At 61.5% G+C, this 18,244-nt stretch carries 17 protein-coding genes and 1 tRNA gene; 8 read left to right on the top strand and 10 right to left on the bottom strand.

The features are described from left to right. Positions 1–5 precede the first annotated feature (5 nt). Positions 6–1,667 carry an OFA family MFS transporter gene (locus IF654_RS21695; protein ID WP_047272897.1) on the bottom strand — a complete coding sequence of 554 codons (1,662 nt, stop codon included), beginning with the start codon at positions 1,665–1,667 and terminating at the stop codon, positions 6–8. Positions 1,668–2,034: 367 nt separating this feature from the next. On the opposite strand from IF654_RS21695, the gene IF654_RS21700 reads away from it, so the two are divergent. From IF654_RS21700 to IF654_RS21715, 4 genes are all read left to right on the top strand, one after another. After that, positions 2,035–4,254 (top strand): AsmA family protein, encoded by a 2,220-nt coding sequence (locus IF654_RS21700; protein WP_194862077.1) that lies wholly within the window; start codon positions 2,035–2,037, stop codon positions 4,252–4,254. Continuing rightward, the gene (gene mutY, locus IF654_RS21705) at positions 4,251–5,318 is read left to right on the top strand and encodes an A/G-specific adenine glycosylase (RefSeq protein ID WP_047272895.1); all 1,068 of its coding nucleotides are present in this window, start codon (positions 4,251–4,253) and stop codon (positions 5,316–5,318) included. Before IF654_RS21700 ends, mutY begins: the two co-directional genes overlap by 4 nt. Beyond that, entirely contained in the window at positions 5,315–5,587 is a 273-nt protein-coding gene (locus tag IF654_RS21710) for an oxidative damage protection protein (protein WP_047272894.1), read from the top strand. The genes mutY and IF654_RS21710 overlap by 4 nt, the downstream gene beginning before the upstream one ends. A gap of 104 nt (positions 5,588–5,691) precedes the next feature. Next, a tRNA-Phe gene (locus tag IF654_RS21715) sits at positions 5,692–5,767 on the top strand. A 503-nt stretch (positions 5,768–6,270) separates the two neighbouring features. Here IF654_RS21715 and IF654_RS21720 read toward each other — a convergent pair. Both IF654_RS21720 and IF654_RS21725 read right to left on the bottom strand, forming a co-directional pair. Next, positions 6,271–6,522, bottom strand: a complete 252-nt coding sequence (locus tag IF654_RS21720; RefSeq protein ID WP_094987866.1) for a bacteriocin immunity protein — start codon at positions 6,520–6,522, stop codon at positions 6,271–6,273. Beyond that, entirely contained in the window at positions 6,519–6,851 is a 333-nt protein-coding gene (locus tag IF654_RS21725; RefSeq protein WP_141229992.1) for a hypothetical protein, read from the bottom strand. The genes IF654_RS21720 and IF654_RS21725 overlap by 4 nt, the downstream gene beginning before the upstream one ends. A 250-nt stretch (positions 6,852–7,101) precedes the next feature. On the opposite strand from IF654_RS21725, the gene IF654_RS21730 reads away from it, so the two are divergent. Together IF654_RS21730 and IF654_RS21735 are read left to right on the top strand one after the other, a co-directional pair. Then, the gene (locus tag IF654_RS21730; RefSeq protein ID WP_047272892.1) at positions 7,102–7,572 is read left to right on the top strand and encodes a hypothetical protein; all 471 of its coding nucleotides are present in this window, start codon (positions 7,102–7,104) and stop codon (positions 7,570–7,572) included. 274 nt (positions 7,573–7,846) lie between these two features. After that, complete coding sequence (locus tag IF654_RS21735) at positions 7,847–8,143, top strand: DUF3077 domain-containing protein (RefSeq protein ID WP_230683743.1); 297 nt, start codon at positions 7,847–7,849, stop codon at positions 8,141–8,143. Positions 8,144–8,149: 6 nt separating this feature from the next. On the opposite strand, the gene IF654_RS21740 is transcribed toward IF654_RS21735, so the two are convergent. From IF654_RS21740 to IF654_RS21750, 3 genes are all read right to left on the bottom strand, one after another. Further along, positions 8,150–9,433, bottom strand: a complete 1,284-nt coding sequence (locus IF654_RS21740) for an arsenic transporter (protein ID WP_193077534.1) — start codon at positions 9,431–9,433, stop codon at positions 8,150–8,152. Between the two features lie 17 nt (positions 9,434–9,450). After that, the gene (locus tag IF654_RS21745) at positions 9,451–9,804 is read right to left on the bottom strand and encodes a metalloregulator ArsR/SmtB family transcription factor (RefSeq protein WP_047279767.1); all 354 of its coding nucleotides are present in this window, start codon (positions 9,802–9,804) and stop codon (positions 9,451–9,453) included. Between the two features lie 64 nt (positions 9,805–9,868). Further along, positions 9,869–10,117, bottom strand: a complete 249-nt coding sequence (locus IF654_RS21750) for a DUF1272 domain-containing protein (RefSeq protein WP_194862076.1) — start codon at positions 10,115–10,117, stop codon at positions 9,869–9,871. Between the two features lie 210 nt (positions 10,118–10,327). Here IF654_RS21750 and IF654_RS21755 point away from each other — a divergent pair, with 210 nt between their 5' ends. Then, positions 10,328–10,933 carry a biliverdin-producing heme oxygenase gene (locus IF654_RS21755; protein ID WP_070411532.1) on the top strand — a complete coding sequence of 202 codons (606 nt, stop codon included), beginning with the start codon at positions 10,328–10,330 and terminating at the stop codon, positions 10,931–10,933. After that, on the top strand, positions 10,930–13,167 hold the full coding sequence (locus tag IF654_RS21760) for an ATP-binding protein (protein WP_047272887.1): 2,238 nt from the start codon (positions 10,930–10,932) through the stop codon (positions 13,165–13,167). The genes IF654_RS21755 and IF654_RS21760 overlap by 4 nt, the downstream gene beginning before the upstream one ends. A 67-nt stretch (positions 13,168–13,234) precedes the next feature. On the opposite strand, the gene gltS is transcribed toward IF654_RS21760, so the two are convergent. From gltS to gabP, 4 genes are all read right to left on the bottom strand, one after another. Then, positions 13,235–14,443 carry a sodium/glutamate symporter gene (gene gltS / locus IF654_RS21765; protein ID WP_047272886.1) on the bottom strand — a complete coding sequence of 403 codons (1,209 nt, stop codon included), beginning with the start codon at positions 14,441–14,443 and terminating at the stop codon, positions 13,235–13,237. Positions 14,444–14,500: 57 nt separating this feature from the next. Next, on the bottom strand, positions 14,501–15,439 hold the full coding sequence (gene hutG, locus IF654_RS21770; protein ID WP_194862075.1) for a formimidoylglutamase: 939 nt from the start codon (positions 15,437–15,439) through the stop codon (positions 14,501–14,503). A gap of 19 nt (positions 15,440–15,458) precedes the next feature. Continuing rightward, a complete protein-coding gene (locus IF654_RS21775) occupies positions 15,459–16,184 on the bottom strand; it encodes an IclR family transcriptional regulator (protein ID WP_047281627.1) in 726 nt (241 codons plus the stop codon). 195 nt (positions 16,185–16,379) lie between these two features. Then, the gene (gene gabP, locus IF654_RS21780; RefSeq protein ID WP_094989449.1) at positions 16,380–17,771 is read right to left on the bottom strand and encodes a GABA permease; all 1,392 of its coding nucleotides are present in this window, start codon (positions 17,769–17,771) and stop codon (positions 16,380–16,382) included. Between the last annotated feature and the right edge of the window lie 473 nt (positions 17,772–18,244).

Here is an 18,244-nt window from a genome sequence, read left to right on the forward strand (position 1 = left end):
CGGTGTTATTGAAACAGCACCGCCGTCTTCTGCACGGTGACCCACACGCCCCACAGCAGCGGAATCCCCACCACCAGCCAGGCGGCCACGGTCAACGGCAAGCTGCCCGGCGCGGCTTTCCACTCCAGCGACGTCGTGGCGTCAGCGCCTTTGTCGTGCCCCAGCGCCTGCTCAGCCGCCAGTTGTGCATCGGTCATGAAGTACTTGTCGTCCACCGGGCGCACCAGCAAGTTGCAGATAAAGCCCAGCACCAGCAAGCCCGCCAGAATGTACAACGTGATGTCATACGCCGCGGCGCGTTCCACGCCGATGCTCAACTGGTATTCACGCAAGTAGTTGACCAGCACCGGCCCCAGCACGCCCGCAGCTGCCCAGGCTGTCAGCAGACGACCATGGATCGCCCCCACCATCTGCGTGCCGAACAGGTCCGCCAGGTAAGCCGGAACCGTGGCAAAACCACCGCCGTACATCGACAGGATGATGCAAAACGCCGCCACGAACAGCGACACATTGCCCAGATGCCCCAGGTTGGGCACCAGCGCGTACAGCGCAAAACCCAAGGCAAAGAACACGAAATAGGTGTTTTTGCGCCCCAGGTAATCGGAGAACGAGGCCCAGAAAAAGCGCCCGCCGATGTTGAACAGACTCAACAGCCCGGTGAAGCCCGCCGCAATTGCCGCGATCTGCGCCAGTTGCGCCGCATCCAGTTGGCTGAACGACAGCTCATTGCCCAACAACTTGCCGGCAAAGACTTCCTGCAACAACGGCGAGGCCATGCCCAGAATGCCGATACCCGCCGAAACATTCAGGCACAGCACCAGCCACACCAGCGCAAACTGCGGGGTTTTCCAGGCCACGCTGACGTGAACGTGACGCTGGGTAATCATCGCGTTCGCGGCTTTTTTCGCCGGTGGCGTCCAGCCTTCAGGCTTCCAGCCGGTAGGCGGCACCCGGTAGGCCAGCGCGCCACCGATCATGAACACGAAATAAATCGCCGCCATGACCACAAAGCTCTGCCACACGCCCACGCTGTCCGGGGTCGCAAAGTGGCCCATCAATGCCGCCGCCAGAGGCGCGCCCACCATGGCACCGCCGCCAAAACCCATGATGGCCATGCCCGTGGCCATGCCGCGCTTGTCCGGGAACCACTTGATCAGGGTCGAGACCGGCGAGATGTACCCCAGCCCCAGCCCGATACCGCCAATCACCCCCGAGCCCAGCCACATCAACCAGATCTGATGGGTATAAATGCCCAGCGCCGAAATCAGCAAACCGCCACACCAGCACAGCGCCGACACTACGCCGGCCTTGCGCGGCCCGGCATGCTCAAGCCAGCCACCCCAGACCGCGGCCGAACACCCCAGAAAGATAAAGAACAAGGTGTAGATCCAGCCGAGCATCGAGATCGGCCAGTCGCATTGCGACGAGAACACCTGCGCAATGAAACCCATGTCCGGCGCACACGCCACCGGCGCGGTAACCCCCAACGCCTTGGACAGCGGCAGCCAGAACACAGAAAAGCCATAAGCCATGCCAATGCACAAATGGATGGCCAGCGCGGCAGGTGGAACCAGCCAACGATTAAAACCGGGTGTTGCGATGATGCGTTCTTTGGACAGGAACGCCGGCTGTGAGGCAAGGCTGCCCGCAGCAATGCTGGTGCTCATTGATGTTTCCCCCATGAAATAGAAGGTTCTCCAGACACGCTCATGCCCTGACTTTGGCGCCCTTGAGCGCACAGTCTTGTTATTGGCGTAAGTTCGAGGCGCGACAATGCGCCGCAGAAGGCCCGAAAAACAGGCGGAGATTACCATTTGGTCGTAGGAGAAAGATCAAACTGATGCGGTCTTTTGCGTCAAAACTGATCTTATTTTTCAGACTCAAAACTGATCAGCGGTCTAAACCGCACTTCACCGCTTTAACCCCAACGGCTTCGACTCAAGTCGCATCGGGTCACAGGCGGCTGACGCGTGGCGCTATACTCTGCGGCTAAATTTAAAACTGACCTTCACACAGACTTACAAGGATCCGCCCATGAAAGCGTTCGGCAAAATCCTGGGTCTGGTGCTTCTCGGATTGTTGCTGATCATCGTGGCTCTGGGCTTTGCCTTGAGCCATTTGTTTGATCCCAATGACTACAAAGACGAGATCCGCCAGATAGCCCGTGACAAAGCCCACATTGAGCTGACTCTCAATGGCGACATTGGCTGGAGCCTCTTCCCCTGGCTCGGCCTTGAATTGCACGACGCCAGCGTGGCTACCCTCGCCGCGCCGAACAAACCGTTCGCTGACCTGCAAATGATTGGCCTGTCCGTTCGCGTGCTGCCGCTGCTGCGCAAAGAAGTGCAAATGAGCGACGTGCGCGTTGAAGGCCTGAACCTGCGCCTGACCCGCGACAAAGCCGGCCATGGCAACTGGCAAGACATCGGCCAGCCCGCACCGGCCACCGCCAGCACTGAAACACCGGCTCAACCGGCAGCGCCCGCGTCGAGCGCCAAACCCGACACCGCCAGCCAGCCGATCAAACTCGACATCGACAGCCTGACCGTGAACAACGCGCGGGTTGAGTACAACGACGAACAAAACGGCAAGCAGTTCAGCGCAGAAAGCATCCAGCTGAGCACCGGCCCGATTCACGAGGCCACCAGCACCCCGGTCAAATTGACCGCGTTTCTGGGCACCAACCAGCCTGTTATGCGCGTCAAGACCGAAGTCGACGGCAAACTGCGCTTTGACCGCGTCCTCAAGCGCTACCAGTTCGAAGACATGAGAATCACTGGCGAAGCGTCGGGCGAACCGCTGCAAGGCAAAACCGTCACCTACGCCGCGCAAGGGCAAATACTGGTCGATCTGGCTGCGAACGTCGCCGAATGGAGCAGTTTGAAGGTTTCCGCCAACCAGCTGCGCGCGCTGGGTGAGCTAAAAGCCCACAGCCTGGACACCACCGCGCAGATCAGCGGCGGCCTGTCGATTGCCCAGCTTGACCTGGCCAAGTTCCTCGACAGCATCGGCCACCCGTTGCCGCCCATGGCGCCGGGCAGCCTGAGCAAAGTCGAAATGGTCAGCCGCCTGTCCGGCACGCCCACCAGCGTGACCTTCGATGAGCTGAACCTGAAAGTGGACGACAGCACCTTTAGCGGCCGCATCGCCGTCGAAGACTTCGCCAAACAGGCCCTGCGCATCCAGCTCAAAGGCGACACGTTTGACGCTGATCGCTACCTGCCACCCAAAACCGCAGAAGCCACCAGCGCCACCGCCGCACGCCAGGCCGAAGTGCAATCGAGCGAGGCTGGCGCACTGGCCGCTTCGGGCGACACGCCCTTGCCCGCTGCACCGACCAAAAGTGGCTGGAGCACCGCCAAGCTGATTCCGGTCACTCGCCTCAAGGCGCTGGACCTGACCGCCGACATCAGCTTCGGTCAACTGACCATCAGCAAACTGCCGATCCAGAACGCAGCCCTCAAAGCCAACAGCCAGGGCGGCCTGCTGACCCTCGAAACCCTGCGTGGCGATCTGTACAAAGGTCACTTTGCCGCCAGCGGCAGCCTGGATGTGCGGCCGATGCTGCCGCTGGTGAACCTGCAAACCCGGATCAACAACGTACCCGTGGAAAAAATCCTGCAGAGCCAGGGGCAAAAACCGCCAATCAATGGCCTGCTGACCCTCGACAGCAACGTCACTGGCAGCGGCAACAGCCAGAATGCGCTGATTGAAAGCCTCAACGGCACCGCCAATTTCGTGCTCAACGACGGTGTGCTGCTCAACGCCAACCTTGAACAGCAACTGTGCCAGGGCATCGCCACCCTCAATCGCAAAACCCTGAGCGGCGCGCCCCGCGGCAAAGACACGCCCTTCAAGGCGCTCAAAGGCAGCCTGGTCTTCCACAACGGCGTGGCCAGCAACCCTGACTTGATCGTGAGCATCCCCGGCATGAGCGTCAAAGGCGATGGCGACATCGACCTGCGCGTTCTGGGCATGGATTACCGCATCGGCATCACCGTGGAAGGCGACAAGAGCGCCATGCCTGACCCGGCGTGTCAGGTCGGTAAAAACTTCGTCGGGGTCGAGCTGCCCTTGCGCTGCCGTGGCCCGCTGGAGCTGGGCGCCAAGGCCTGCCGTCTGGACAAGGAAGGCCTGGGCAAAGTCGCGGCCAAAGTGGCGGGCAACAAAATCAGCGAGAAGCTTGAAGAGAAACTCGGTGACAAAGTCAGCCCGGAACTCAAAGAGGCCCTCAAGGGGCTGTTCAAGCGATGAGAGACGAGCAGTTCGCAACCGTGGTGCTTGAATGGTTCGATCGCCACGGCCGCCACGACCTGCCCTGGCAACAGGGCATCACCCCTTACCGGGTGTGGGTCTCGGAAATCATGTTGCAGCAAACCCAGGTCAGCACCGTGCTGAACTACTTCGACCGGTTCATGGCGTCATTGCCGACGGTCCAGGCGCTGGCCGCCGCCCCCGAAGACGAAGTGCTGCACCTGTGGACGGGGCTGGGTTACTACACCCGGGCCCGCAACCTGCAAAAAACCGCCAAGATCGTCGTCGAGCAATACGGCGGCGAATTCCCCCGGGACGTCGAAAAACTGGTGGAGCTGCCCGGCATCGGGCTGTCCACCGCAGGGGCGATTGCCAGCATCAGCATGGGCCTGCGCGCCCCGATCCTGGACGGCAACGTCAAACGCGTGCTGGCCCGCTACACCGCGCAAGAGGGGTATCCGGGCGAGCCCAAAGTGGCCAAACAGCTGTGGGCCACCGCCGAACGCTTCACCCCCCACGACCGCGTCAACGCCTACACCCAGGCGATGATGGACATGGGCGCGACACTCTGCACGCGCACCAAGCCGAGCTGCCTGCTGTGCCCCCTTGAAACCGGCTGCCAGGCGCACATGCTGGGCCTTGAAACCCGCTACCCGATCCCCAAACCGCGCAAAGCCGTGCCGCTCAAACGCACCTTGATGCCGATGCTGGCCAATGGCGAGGGCGCGATCTTGCTCTATCGCCGCCCGTCGACGGGGCTGTGGGGCGGTTTGTGGAGCCTGCCAGAACTCGACGACCTCAAGGACATCGAACACCTGGCGCTGCAACACGCGCTCACGGTGGGCACGCAACAGCCCATGCCCGGCCTGACCCACACGTTCAGCCACTTCCAGCTGGCCATCGAACCCTGGCTGATCCACGTCAAGGAGTCCGGCCATCACGTGGCCGAGGCTGACTGGCTCTGGTATAACCTCGCCACCCCGCCGCGCCTGGGCCTAGCGGCCCCGGTGAAAAAACTGCTCAAGCACGCAGCCGACCTATTGAACGCAGGAGAGTCGTCATGACCCGCACCATCATGTGCCGCAAGTACAAAGAAGAACTGCCCGCGCTGGAACGCGCGCCCTTTCCGGGCGCCAAAGGTCAGGACATATTCGACCACGTCTCGGCCAAGGCCTGGGCCGACTGGCAAAAACACCAAACCCTGCTGATCAACGAAAAGCGTTTGAACATGATGAACGCCGAAGACCGCAAATACCTGCAAGGCGAGATGGACAAGTTCTTCAGCGGCGAGGAATACGCAAAAGCAGAAGGCTACGTTCCGCCAAGCGAATAAACCCCGGTTTTAAAGGGTTTGGTCTGTAAGCGACGGTAATAATTAAATATTTTTCAAAAAAGTGTTTGACGGATTATCGAAAAAGGCTTCTAATGCGCCCCGTTGCCCAGATAGCTCAGTCGGTAGAGCAGGGGATTGAAAATCCCCGTGTCGGCGGTTCGATTCCGTCTCTGGGCACCAAAATACCGAGAAACCCCCAAGGAACCATGTGTCCTTGGGGGTTTTTTATTGCCTGCGATTTTATGGTTGCTGGACCATTTCTGGACCAAGGCGCTTTAGGCGTGGGATTGAAAGCAGTCCAACTGACTTTCGGTGCCAGCCCCAGCACTGAATAGTTTTAATCTGAATCCAGTTTTCAGCTTAAGAGCCTCCCTCAGACACGCTGACACGTCAGCCACACTTTGTCCGCCCGCGCAGCCCTTTCGTCCCCCCTGACACGCCACAGGGCCTCTGAACCCTCCCGATCGCCTTTCAACACGTCACGCGGTGCGCGTGATGCGAAACCATAGGCCGTTATCCGCCCCGGCTCCGGGGAGTTGATTCAGCTTGGCCCTGCCGGGTGCTCGCTTACCTTCTCGACGTGCAGCAAGAGCACGTCAGCACGACCATGGTCGTCTTCCTTGGAGACCTCCTCCAGCAGCTTGATACAGCCGACTTCGGTGGACTTCCCTATTGCCCATCGGTCACTCGTCTTTGAATCCCGGCAAGCCTTGAGCAGCGCGCCACGCTTTCACCGTCTTGGTGATGCCTGATGCCGAATCATCAGCGCCGTCTTCTGGGTAGAAAATCAGGTCGGACCCGGCAGGATGCTCGCTCACTTCTTCGAAGAGAAACACCATCTTGTCTACTTCCAGCTCCGTGCCATCGTAGCTAATGATGCGCTGTAGCAGGGCTTCGAATTCGCTTTCTGTGTATTCGCTGAATGTGTTTTTCATGATCCCTGCCTGCCTTCCTTATGAATTTCACCGTTGTGCTCTGGCCTTTGAGCGAAGGGGGCTTTGCCATTTCGTAGTTTGTTTTTGATGTAGTTAATGGTCCCTTCTGGCAGCGTGCAACGCTTGGCAAAGACGCATCCTCGTGAGGCCACTTCATCCGGCGTGTTGATCGAACGCCTGCGTGCGTCAGCTTCCCGCTCGTTCCGTGCATTCGCCGCCAGTGTTCTGTCCCAAGCGGCCTGTGCTTGCTCTGTGGCCTCGGCATGTCGCCGGTTGCCATCCATCCCATTACATCCCAGGGTACTGGGGAAGATATGCTTAACCGCCATAACACCCCCTCTGCAATTTGACGATCCGTATTCACCGCCTAAGTGCAACAGGACGCTACTTCACAGGTGTTTGGCTTGTCGGTAGGAAGATTCTCAAGATTTATAAAAAGTCGTCTATCAGGCCTACCGGTTGTGGCCCGGGTTTACACGGGTGAAGGGGAGATAGAACAAGGATATCCAGCCACTTCGCTTGGCGATTGCGAAGAGATGGAGTTCAATCCTCTCCTCAGCCTCCACAGGACACACGTTCATGGCAACGCCAAAGAAACAGCACAAGCACGCGCAGCGGGCCAAGTCCAAAGCCAAACAGAATCGCATGGGCAAGCCAGCGAAAGCCTCGGCCTCGGCCCTGATCGATCATCCGTTCGATGACGTTAAAATCGACCTCAGCACTTTCGACTTCCAGGACATCAAGGAAAACGGCTTTGAGCCTGAGGATTTCGACGACCTGTTCCAGGCCATGAAAGCCGCCGAAACCCGCGGCCTGCAAGCGATGTGCAGTGTGTTCCTGCAATACCCGGTGTTGGAGCTGGTGATTTCAGAGGAAGAGGAAGAAGACGCCACCGATTTTCTGATGGGCCTGTTGATTGCCTTCCGCATGACGGTGCACGGTGACGACGAAGACGCCGCGCTGGCATGGGTCGAAACCCCGGCCTTCCAGACCGCTTACGTTGAAGCCTCGCGCCTGCTGGCCGAGCGCAGCGCCCGCAACACGCTCTGACAGACAGGCGGCGCTCCGGTGCGCAGCGCCCGATTTGCCAAGTCAGTGTGCGAGGGATAAAGTCCGCAGCGTCACGGTCAATCCCGTGGCCGGGCGTAGGAACCCGATTCAAAGTTGGCGCGTAGCGCCCAAGACTGTCTTTCCGGCGTTTTTTTATGTCCGGAATAACGCTCTATGGCAGCTGTGTGCGGGCAGACTTCGGTCTGGCCGGGTGCCAACTTTCCCGGTATTCCTACCCCGCACATGGCTGCCACCCAATCCCGTAGGAAGGAACGTGGCAGCTCTTACTGAAAAGTTGGAGACCTTCATGCCGCACCTCACCACCCCGCTCGCCTTCCACGAAACCGGCCCGGCCCATCACAACCACCTGCTGTTCAGCGTGACACCCGACATCCCCGCCGTTCACGCCTTGCACAGCGCCAGCGAACTGCTGTCCGCTGCCACCCACACGCTGGACGCAGCCGCCACCGGCACGCTGTGTATCGACGCCCATCAGGCGTTCCTGCTGAGCCACGCCTTGCGCGCGGTCAAAGCCACCGTGGACGCCCTCGGGCAGGCGCCCGCCGACTGACCGCCCTCAGCCACCCAACCGAACGGCCAGCGCCGCCAGGGTGATCAGCAACACGGGCACGGTCAGCACAATGCCGACCTTGAAGTAATACCCCCAAGTGATGCGGATCCCCTTGCGCGCCAGCACGTGCAGCCACAACAACGTGGCCAGGCTGCCAATCGGCGTGATTTTCGGGCCCAGGTCGCTGCCGATCACGTTGGCGTACACCATCGCCTCCTTCACCACGCCCGTGGCGCTGCTGGCGTCGATCGACAGCGCGCCGATCAGCACCGTCGGCAAGTTGTTCATGATCGACGACAACAGCGCCGTCAGCAGCCCCGTGCCGAAGGTGGCGCCCCACACGCCATGCACGGCAAATGCGTCGAGCCAACCGGCCAGCGCCTGGGTCAGCCCGGCATTGCGCAGGCCGTAGACCACCAAATACATGCCGAGGGAGAAAATCACGATCTGCCAGGGCGCTTCCTTGAGCACCTTGCGGGTTGAAATCCGGTGCCCGCGTGCCGCGATCAACAGCAGCAAGGCGGCGCATAACGCCGAGATGGCGCTGATCGGGATGCCCAGCGGCTCCAGCGCAAAACACCCTGCCAGCAGAATCCCCAGCACCCACCAACCGGCCATGAACGTGGCGCGGTCGTGAATGGCGCTGGCGGGCGCATCCAGCTCGGCCGGGTCGTAGCGCGCCGGAATATCGCGGCGAAAGAACCACAGCAGCATGCCCAGCGTCGCCGCCACGCTCACCAGGTTGACCGGCACCATGACCGCTGCGTATTGGTTGAAGCCGATCTTGAAGAAGTCAGCCGACACGATGTTCACCAGGTTCGACACCACCAGGGGCAAACTGGCGGTGTCTGCGATGAACCCCGCGCCCATCACAAACGCCAGGGTCGCCGCAGGCGAGAAGCGCAACGCCAGCAGCATGGCGACCACAATCGGGGTCAGGATCAGCGCCGCGCCATCATTGGCAAACAGCGCCGAGACCAGCGCGCCGAGCAGCACCATAAAGGCGAACAGCCGCTTGCCACGGCCCTGCCCCCAGCGCGCCACATGCAACGCCGCCCACGCGAAAAACCCCGCCTCATCCAGCAACAGGCTGATGATAATCAGCGCCACGAAGGTGCCGGTGGCGTTCCAGATAATCGACCACACCAAGGGAATGTCGCTCAACTGCACCACGCCAAAGGCCAGCGCCAGCACAGCCCCCATAGAGGCGCTCCACCCCACGCCCAAGCCGCGCGGCTGCCAAATGACCAACACAATCGTGAACACAAAAATAGCACTGGCTACCCACATCGAACTGTCCTCGCCGCTCAGCAGCACGGGTTGCGTAGCGGGCGGTCGCCCATGGCGCCCAGCCGTTGCACATCGCTGTGCAGCCAGGCCCGGTTGGCGTTGAGGGTGATGTCCAGCACCGCCGAGACCCACGCGGGCAAGGCCGGGTTGAGGCGGTAATACACCCACTGGCCCTGACGGCGATCCAGTAACAGCCCGCACCGGCGCAAGTGCGCCAGGTGCCGGGAGATTTTGGGCTGGCTGTCATCCAGCGCACACATCAGCTCGCACACGCACAGCTCGCCTTCCTGCGCGAGCAGCAGCGCCAGCCGCGCACGGGTGGGATCCGCCAGGGCTTTGAACACCGACGGCGGGGAAACGGTTTGAGTCATGACACAGGACCTTACAGAGGGACGCCCGAATATATGGACTTCCATATGTAACGGCAAGCCCGCCTCAGGCGCCGGGTGCGCACCCCTGCGGTTTATTGACCCGCACCGTGGACGCCGGATGCCGGGCCAGCTTGCTGGCCGGACGACGCGGGCGAGGCAGCAGTTCGCCGCCGCAGTTGGGGCACAGGCCGCCCAGCTTCTGTTCCGAACACGTCGCGCAGAAGGTGCATTCGAACGAACAGATACGCGCCTGGGAGGCGTCCGACGGCAAATCGCAATCACAGCATTCACAGTTGGGGCGCAGTTCAAGCATGGTGATTCCTCGCAGTCACGGGGCCATATCAATACGGGTTCAGGTGTACCGTCGATCCTGTGCGGTGTCATTGGGGTCGCACAAGGTGCTGTCAATCTGCCAGAATTTTCCGCTAAGACCTGTCAGATTTATTGCACTTTTTTCATGCCATGGCTTCAGAAAGTCATGAGCGCCTATTTTTTGCGCACGCAGAGAGCCCTGTTACACGGCATGCCACCAGTCCAATCTCCCCCCGCCGCGCCCAGCGTCCTGAACGATCTGCGCGCCGGTACACACACCTTGCATGTTGCGTTAGAGCAACGGCTACCGTTTTTTTCAGACACGCTCGACCTTGAGTATTACACCCGCTTGCTAAGTGCCTATTTCGGGTTTTATCAGGCATTGGAAGACCGGCTGACGCACAGCGCGTTCATCCCGTCAGGGTTTGACCTGGCGGCGCGACTCAAGACGCCTGCGTTGGTTCAGGACTTGCGGGCGCTGGGCGTAGACCCGCACGCGCTGCCCCGCTGCCAGCACCTGCCCACCGTGCGCAGCGAAGCCCAGGCACTGGGTGTTTTGTATGTGCTCGAAGGCGCCACGCTAGGCGGCAATGTGCTGCGCAAACGGGTGGCCGAGCATTTGGGCCTTGATGCCGATAACGGCGGTGCGTTCCTGTTTGTGTATGGCGAGGACACTGGCCAGCACTGGAAGGCATTTATTGAATTTCTGGGCAGTGTGCCGCTCGATGCCACAGGGCGAAGCGAAGCCGCACAGGCTGCCTGTTCAACGTTTAGCTGCTTCGAGCAATGGCTCGATCGCCAGGAGGTTTTGCTATGAATTCACTCGACACTGAGGCGTTTGAAGCCCTGCTGGTCAATTGCGCCGACGAACCGATCCGCTACCCCGGCGCCATCCAGCCCCACGGCGTGCTGGTGACCTTGTCCGAGCCCGCGCTGTGCATCGAGCAAATCAGCCACAACGTGCAGGACCTGTTCGGCCTGAACCCCCACGCGCTGCTGGGCCAACCGCTGAGCATGCTCACCGGCCCGACCGCCGCGGCCGCCATTGCGCAGGCCGCCGGGTTCGCCGCGCACGTGGACGCGCCGCCGCTGGAGCTGGACATGCAAGGGGTTGCGTACGAAGGCCTGTTGCACCGCGAAAGCGGCGTGCTGGTGCTTGAGCTGGAACTCAAGCCCGACGCGTTACAAATCAAAAGCACGATGGACAAAGTGCGCAACCTGAGCCGCATGCTGCAACGCCTGCAAGCGGCCAAAACCTTGCCTGCCCTGTACGACATCTGCGTCGAGGAAATCCAGGCCCTCACCGGCTACGACCGTGTGTTGATCTACCGGTTTCAGGAAGAAGGCCACGGCCAGGTGATCGCTGAAGCCTCGGCGCCGTCGATGGAGCTGTTCAACGGGATGTTCTTCCCGGCCTCCGACATCCCCGAACAGGCCCGCGAGCTGTATCGCACACACTGGCTGCGCATCATCCCCAACGCCGATTACCAGCCGGTCGAATTGGTGCCGCGGCTGCGCCCTGACACGGGCCAAGCGCTGGACTTGAGCGGCGCGGTGTTACGCAGCGTGTCACCGATCCACTGCCAGTACATGCGCAACATGGGCGTGCTGTCGTCCATGAGCATTTCGCTGATGGACGGGGAGCGGTTGTGGGGCCTGATCAGTTGCGGGCATCGTCAGCCGCTGCACGTCCCCCATGAGCTGCGCATGGCCTGCCAGACCATCGGGCAGGTGCTGTCGCTGCAAATCAGTGCCCTGCAAACCCTGGAAATCAGCCGCCAGCGCGAAGCCAAAATGGAGGCGCTGGTGCAGCTCAACACGGCCATGGTCCACAGCCAGGAACACGTGTTTGACGGCCTGGCCGCCGAGCCTGAGCGGCTGATGTCGCTGACCGGCGCCAGCGGCGTGGCGATCCTGGAAGATAAGGTGCTGCACCGTTACGGCGAGTGCCCGCCACCCGATGAAATCCGTGCCTTGTACCAGTGGTTCAAGGCGTCGGGCGAGTCGGTGCTGTCGAGCCATCACCTGTCAACGGTCTATGCGCCCGCCGCCGGGTACAAGGACATCGCCAGCGGCCTGCTGGCCATGACCCTGCCCAAGCCGGTGGACAACGCGGTGCTGTGGTTTCGCAAAGAGGTGAAGGAAAGCATCCCGTGGAGCGGCGACCCGAAAAAGCCGCTCAATCTGGAGCCCAGCGCCACGGGGCTGCGCCTGAGCCCGCGCACGTCGTTTGAGCTGTGGAAGGTCGAAATGGACGGTATTTCCAGCAAGTGGAGCCATGGCGACCTGTTCGCCGCCAATGACTTGCGCCGTTCGGCACTGGAAAACGACCTCGCCCGTCAGGTGCTGCGCGAGCAACAGGCCGTGCGTGCCCGCGACGAACTGGTGGCCGTGGTCTCCCACGACTTGCGCAGCCCCATGACCATCATTTCGATGCTCTGCGGCATGATGCAAAAAGCCTTCAGCAGCGACGGCCCGCACACCTCGCGCCGTATCACCTCGGCCATCGACACCATGCAGCAAGCCAGCAGCCGCATGAACGTGTTGCTGGAAGACTTGCTCGACACCTCCAAGATCGAAGCCGGGCGCTACACCATCAACCCGCAGCCGCTGGACGTGGCGCAGATCTTCGAAGAAGCGTTCTCGCTGCTGGCGCCTCTGGCGCTGGACAAGTCGGTGGAACTGACCTTCAACGCCGAGCCCGACCTGAAGATCCACGCCGACCCGGAGCGTCTGTTTCAGGTGCTGTCGAACCTGATCGGCAATGCCATCAAGTTCACCCCGGCCGATGGCAAGATCGGCGTGGCGGCCATGTCCAATGGCGATGAAATCGTGTTCAGCGTGCGCGATTCGGGCAAAGGCATTGCGCCTGAGCAGTTGCCGCACATCTTCGAACGCTACTGGACGGCCAAGGAGGGCAATGCAGCCGGCACAGGGCTGGGGCTCTACATCTCGCAGGGCATCATCAAGGCCCACGGCGGCCAGTTGCGGGCCGAGAGCAAGCCGGGAGAAGGCAGCGAGTTCCGCTTTACCGTGCCCAGGGTTGCCTGACGGCCCTCCGGCCCTGGCGCGTCACCCTTAACCGGTGACGCGCCAAGGCCAGCGGCCTGTGGACAGATCAGGCGAAGGCGTTGATGAACCAGGTGATCATCGGGATCGCCACAATGTCGATCAACACCGCGCCACACAACGGCACGATGATGAAGGCTTTGTACGAAAACACTTTGTAGTGATCGCAGATCGCGCCCATGTTGGCCACGGCATTGGGCGTGGCGCCCAGCCCGTGCCCCATGAAGCCTGCGCACAGCACCGCCGCGTCGTAGTTGCCGCCAAACAGGCGGAACAGCACGAAGATGCACAGCAACAGCATGATCACCACCTGCACCACCAGAATCACCAGCAAGGGCATGCCGAGCTTTTCCAGTTCCCAGAATTTGAGACTCATCATGGCCATGGTCAGGAACATGCCGAGGCTGACATCGCCCAAGGTGCTGACCGCATGGTCGGGCAGCTCTACCGCCTGGGTGCGGTCGTTGAGGTTGCGTAGCACGATCGCCACGAACATGGCGCCCACGTAACTGGGCAACACGATGCCCAAGTGCTGTTGCAGGCTGGCGCCCAGCCAGAAACCCACCACCATGATCACCACGATGCAGGTCAGCAGGCGCAGCAGGGTCGCCGCGTCCAGTGCCGCAGGCGGCGTGTGCACGACCCCTTCAAAGGCTTTGAGGTCCCCGGCGTCTTCTGCCTTGACGCTCAGCGCGTTGCGTTCGATCAACCAGCGCGCCAACGGGCTGCCGAGCAAGCCGCCCGCCACCATGCCGAAGGTGGCCGCCGCCAGTGCAGCGGTGGTCGCCCCCACGGCCCCCAGGTTTTCGGCAATTGGGCCGAACGCCGCCGCTGCGCCGAACCCGCCTTCCAGCGAAACCGCCCCCGCCATGATCCCCAGCAGCGGGTCGATGCCCAGCGCCTTGGCCACGCTCACGCCGACCACGTTTTGCACCAGCGCCAGCCCCCAGCACGCCCCGAGGTAGATAAACAGCAACTTGCCGCCCTTGCGTAACAGCCCCAGGCTGCCGCCCAACCCGACGGTGGTAAAGAACGCCACCATCAACGGGGTTTGCAGGCTCGTGTCGAGGGTCAGGTCGAGCAGTTGCCGATCGCGCAGCAACCAGATCAGCAAGGCAAAACCGAAGCCCCCGATCACCGGCGCGGGGACGCAGAGTTGGCGCAGCCAATAACTGCGTTTTTTCAGTTGGGCACCCAGGCCCAGCAGGAGCAGCGCGAGAGCCAGGGTGCTCAGCGCATCCAGTTGGAATGTCAGCATGGCGAATTTCTCTTTTTTTTATGATTCAACAAGCGGGTTCAGGGACGAGCGAAAAACTTAATCAATCAGGCTGGCCAGCAGCCGCGCACCAATGCGGGCGGTTCGGTGGTCCAGGTCCAGGCCGGGGTTGAGTTCGGCAATGTCGGCCATGCGCACTTTGCCGCTGGCCTTGGCGCGCCGCACCAGGTGCTCAACGATGTTCAGGTCGACCCCGTGTGCGGACGGCGCACTCACGCCCGGCGCCTGACTGGCAGGCAGCACGTCCAGACAAAGCGTGAGGTAGAGGTGGTCAACGCCACGCAAAAACTCATCCAGCGCGGCCTCCAGCGCGGGCATGTCCCAGCTGTTCATGTGCCGGTCGAGGCGGTAACGCACGTTCAGCCGCTCGGCCTGTTCGAACAGGGCCTGGGTGTTGTTCAACTGACTGACGCCCAGGCAGCAATACGCAAACGGCATGTCGGCGCGCTGGCAGTACTCGGCGATTTGCCGGAAGGGCGTGCCGGAACTGCTTTGCTCGGCGTGGCGCAGGTCAAAGTGCGCATCAAAATTGAGAATGCCGATGCGCGGTGCGGGGGTTTGCCCGCGCAGGTAATCGGCCAGCCCGCTGAAACTGGCGTAGGCGATTTCATGCCCGCCCCCCAGCCCCAGCGGCAAATGCCCTTGGGTCAGCAGCTCAGTGACCTGCGCGGCGTAAGCGTGTTGTGCGCCTTCGAGGTCGCTGCCCACACAGGCCACGTCCCCGGCGTCATACAACGGCGCGCTGCCGTGCCAGGCCAGATTGGCCAGCGCCGAGCGCAAGGCCGGTGGCCCAAGACGCGCGCCCGTGCGCCCCTGATTGCGTTTGACGCCTTCATCACTGGCCAGACCAATGAGCGCCGCGCCCGCCGGCATACCCGGCGCCAGCGGTTTGATCCATTGATGCCAGCGCAGGGCGCCCTGCCCTTCGGCGGCGTCAATGCGGCCTGTCCACAGGGTCATGTCAGGTACAACGGTCATGCGAAAACTCCCATTACATTCAATCCAGGCGAGCGCTCAGGCGCAGCGCGACGTCCTGCGTCCAACGGATCAGGCGTTCGCTGCGTTGCTGGGCGCGAAAAGCGGGGGCCATAAGGCTGATGGCGCCTTGCAGGCGCTCGCGGCTGTCGATCAAGGGGGCGCTGACGCCCCAGATGCCGTCGTCGATTTCACTGAGGCTGACGGCGTAACCCTGAGCGCGGATCTGCTCAAAACTGCGCTGGTAGTCGGCGCACGCGGGCGCGTCGACGCCCTGGCTGTGCAACAGGGCGAGGCTGTGAGCCGGGTCCATGTGCGCCAGCAGCACCCGCGCCGAGGCGCCGACCAACAGCGGCTGGGCCAACCCTTTCTGGTAACAGCAACGCAGCGGCTGCGGGCTGTCGACCAGTTCAATGCAGATCGCCTGGCCATTACTGGGCACCATCAGCGCCACGCTTTCCTGGCTCAGGTCGGCCAGCCGTTTGAGTTCGGGCTTGGCCAGCGTGACCAGAACCGCCTCGCGGTCGAATTTTTTGGCCAGTTGCAAACAGGCCGGGCCGGGCAGGTAGCGGCCCTGTCCGTTTTCTTCGGCCAGCCCCCAACGCAGCAGGGTTTTGAGGTGGCGGTAAGTGCTGCTCAGCGGCTGGCCCAGTTGTACGGACAGCTCGCGGGCGGAGATGGCCTCGCCGGATTGCCCCAGCGTGACGAGGATGTGCAGTAAGCGATCTGTTGGCGTGTTGTTGTTCATTGTCGGCCCCATGCTCTTGCTCGCATGGTGCACGGAGTTTCCCATTAGCTGAAATTGCATTCCCACAGAGTGAGAAATACCCCGCAGATAGTGATCAACGGTCATCCCGGTGGGCTTTGTTCAACCCAAAAAAAAGACCGCCATCAGTGTCGATGGCGGTCTGGGTGGCACTCAGCCGGTTGTGCCGTCCTGGCGTCAGTTGAGTACCGGTGCCCCCATTTTTTCAATGCGTCGACGACGGGCGACCAGCAGGCCCGCCGTGACCACAAAGATGCTCAGCAGGCCGGTGGCGATGATCTCGACCTGATGCGCTTCCTGAAACAGCATGACGGTCAAAATCGCCACGATGAACACGATCACCGCCCAGGTCAGGCCCGGGAACAGCCACATTTTGAACGCGATGTTTTCGCCTTCGGCGGTGCGCTTTTGGCGCATGCGCAGTTGCGACACGGCGATCACCAGATACACCAACAGGGCGATGGCGCCGGAACTGGCGAGCAGGAATTCAAACACTTGCGACGGGGCGACGTAGTTGGCGAATACCGCGAGAAACGCCGCACCGGTGGACATCATCACCGCCCAGTAAGGCGTGCCGCTGGCGTTGGTGCGTTTGGCCACCGCCGGGGCGTCGCCACGGTTGCTCAACGAGAACAGCATGCGCGACGAGGTGTAGAGCGCCGAGTTCAAGCAACTGGTCACAGCGATCAGCACCACGATGTCCACGATCAGCTTGGCGTTCGGGATGCCCATGCGATCCAGTACGGTCTGGTACGAACCGACCTGCGCCAGGCCCGCGTCGTTCCACGGCACCAGCGCCACGACCAGGAAGATCGACACGAGGTAGAACAAGCCGATCCGCCAGATGACCGAGTTGGTGGCCTTGGTGATTTGCTTGCTCGGGTCTTTGGATTCGGCCGCCGCGATGGTGACGATTTCAGTGCCCATGAACGAGAACATGGTGGTCAGCATGGCGGCCAGTACCGCGCCCATGCCGTTGGGCATGAAGCCGACGGTGTCGACCAGATGGGAAACACCGCTGACCTGGCTGTTGGGTAACAAGCCGAAGACCGCCAGTACGCCCAAAATGATGAAGCCGATGATCGCCAGCACTTTGACCAGGGCGAACCAGAACTCGAACTCGCCGTAGTTCTTGACGCTGAACAGGTTGGTGGCGGTCAGCAATAAGGTGATGACCAGGGTAAAGACCCAGATGGCGGTGTCCGGGAACCACGCGTGCAAGATGGTAGCGGCGGCGTTGGCCTCCAGCGGAATCACCAGGACCCAGAACCACCAGTACAGCCAGCCGATGGTGAAACCGGCCCAATGGCCAATGGCACGGTCGGCATAGGTGGAGAACGAGCCGGTATCGGGTGAGGCCACGGCCATCTCGGCCAGCATGCGCATCACCAGCACTACCAGCGTACCGGCGGCGGCGTAGGCCAGAAGCACGGCGGGGCCCGCCTGCGCAATGGCGTGACCGGAGCCCACAAACAGGCCGGCGCCGATGACACCGGCAATCGACAGCATGGTCACATGCCGTGGCTTGAGCCCTTGTTCCAGATGGTTAGAGGATTGCGTATTGCTCATTGCGACTACCTTTAATTGAAGCCATTCCGAGCACCTGCGTTGACATTCGTAAAAAGTAACCAACACAGGCGTTTCGAATCCTTGACGCAATAAGTGAGCCAAAATGTGACAAAGTGCCGTTTTCCGCGGGCTGCAAAGGTGCGCAGAAAAAAACACGGGCGCTTTAGCGCAAGGCTTTCGATGAATTCGTTACCGTAACACTCAGTTACACCTACCGAAAACGCACCCAGATTACCCATTTGCGCCACACAGGCCCCAAACCTGTGCGCATCTTTGACCTTTAGTAGGTTCGTGCTTCCAACGAAGGGCCAAAACTGGCACCATCGCGACCTTTTTTACGCGATACCTGTCTGGCCCGAGGGCAAAACACCGGCTCGGTTGTTGTCTACGCGACAGTCTGCTGTCGCAATGCGACCCACGACTGCCCCCAGCCTTTTTTGTACCCCTGAGACGGTTGGTGGCCTTTGCAGCCC

Source organism: Pseudomonas lundensis (assembly GCF_015377145.2).
In the GTDB taxonomy this organism is placed as follows: Bacteria; Pseudomonadota; Gammaproteobacteria; order Pseudomonadales; family Pseudomonadaceae; genus Aquipseudomonas; species Aquipseudomonas lundensis.

What these genes read in the sequence shown, in the direction of transcription:
- IF654_RS21695 (WP_047272897.1), bottom strand. Translation starts at nt 1,667, where the DNA reads ATGAGCACCAGCATTGCTGCGGGCAGCCTTGCCTCACAGCCGGCGTTC.
- IF654_RS21700 (WP_194862077.1), top strand. Translation starts at nt 2,035, where the DNA reads ATGAAAGCGTTCGGCAAAATCCTGGGTCTGGTGCTTCTCGGATTGTTG.
- mutY (WP_047272895.1), top strand. Translation starts at nt 4,251, where the DNA reads ATGAGAGACGAGCAGTTCGCAACCGTGGTGCTTGAATGGTTCGATCGC.
- IF654_RS21710 (WP_047272894.1), top strand. Translation starts at nt 5,315, where the DNA reads ATGACCCGCACCATCATGTGCCGCAAGTACAAAGAAGAACTGCCCGCG.
- IF654_RS21720 (WP_094987866.1), bottom strand. Translation starts at nt 6,522, where the DNA reads ATGAAAAACACATTCAGCGAATACACAGAAAGCGAATTCGAAGCCCTG.
- IF654_RS21725 (WP_141229992.1), bottom strand. Translation starts at nt 6,851, where the DNA reads ATGGCGGTTAAGCATATCTTCCCCAGTACCCTGGGATGTAATGGGATG.
- IF654_RS21730 (WP_047272892.1), top strand. Translation starts at nt 7,102, where the DNA reads ATGGCAACGCCAAAGAAACAGCACAAGCACGCGCAGCGGGCCAAGTCC.
- IF654_RS21740 (WP_193077534.1), bottom strand. Translation starts at nt 9,433, where the DNA reads ATGTGGGTAGCCAGTGCTATTTTTGTGTTCACGATTGTGTTGGTCATT.
- IF654_RS21745 (WP_047279767.1), bottom strand. Translation starts at nt 9,804, where the DNA reads ATGACTCAAACCGTTTCCCCGCCGTCGGTGTTCAAAGCCCTGGCGGAT.
- IF654_RS21750 (WP_194862076.1), bottom strand. Translation starts at nt 10,117, where the DNA reads ATGCTTGAACTGCGCCCCAACTGTGAATGCTGTGATTGCGATTTGCCG.
- IF654_RS21755 (WP_070411532.1), top strand. Translation starts at nt 10,328, where the DNA reads ATGCCACCAGTCCAATCTCCCCCCGCCGCGCCCAGCGTCCTGAACGAT.
- IF654_RS21760 (WP_047272887.1), top strand. Translation starts at nt 10,930, where the DNA reads ATGAATTCACTCGACACTGAGGCGTTTGAAGCCCTGCTGGTCAATTGC.
- gltS (WP_047272886.1), bottom strand. Translation starts at nt 14,443, where the DNA reads ATGCTGACATTCCAACTGGATGCGCTGAGCACCCTGGCTCTCGCGCTG.
- hutG (WP_194862075.1), bottom strand. Translation starts at nt 15,439, where the DNA reads ATGACCGTTGTACCTGACATGACCCTGTGGACAGGCCGCATTGACGCC.
- IF654_RS21775 (WP_047281627.1), bottom strand. Translation starts at nt 16,184, where the DNA reads ATGAACAACAACACGCCAACAGATCGCTTACTGCACATCCTCGTCACG.
- gabP (WP_094989449.1), bottom strand. Translation starts at nt 17,771, where the DNA reads ATGAGCAATACGCAATCCTCTAACCATCTGGAACAAGGGCTCAAGCCA.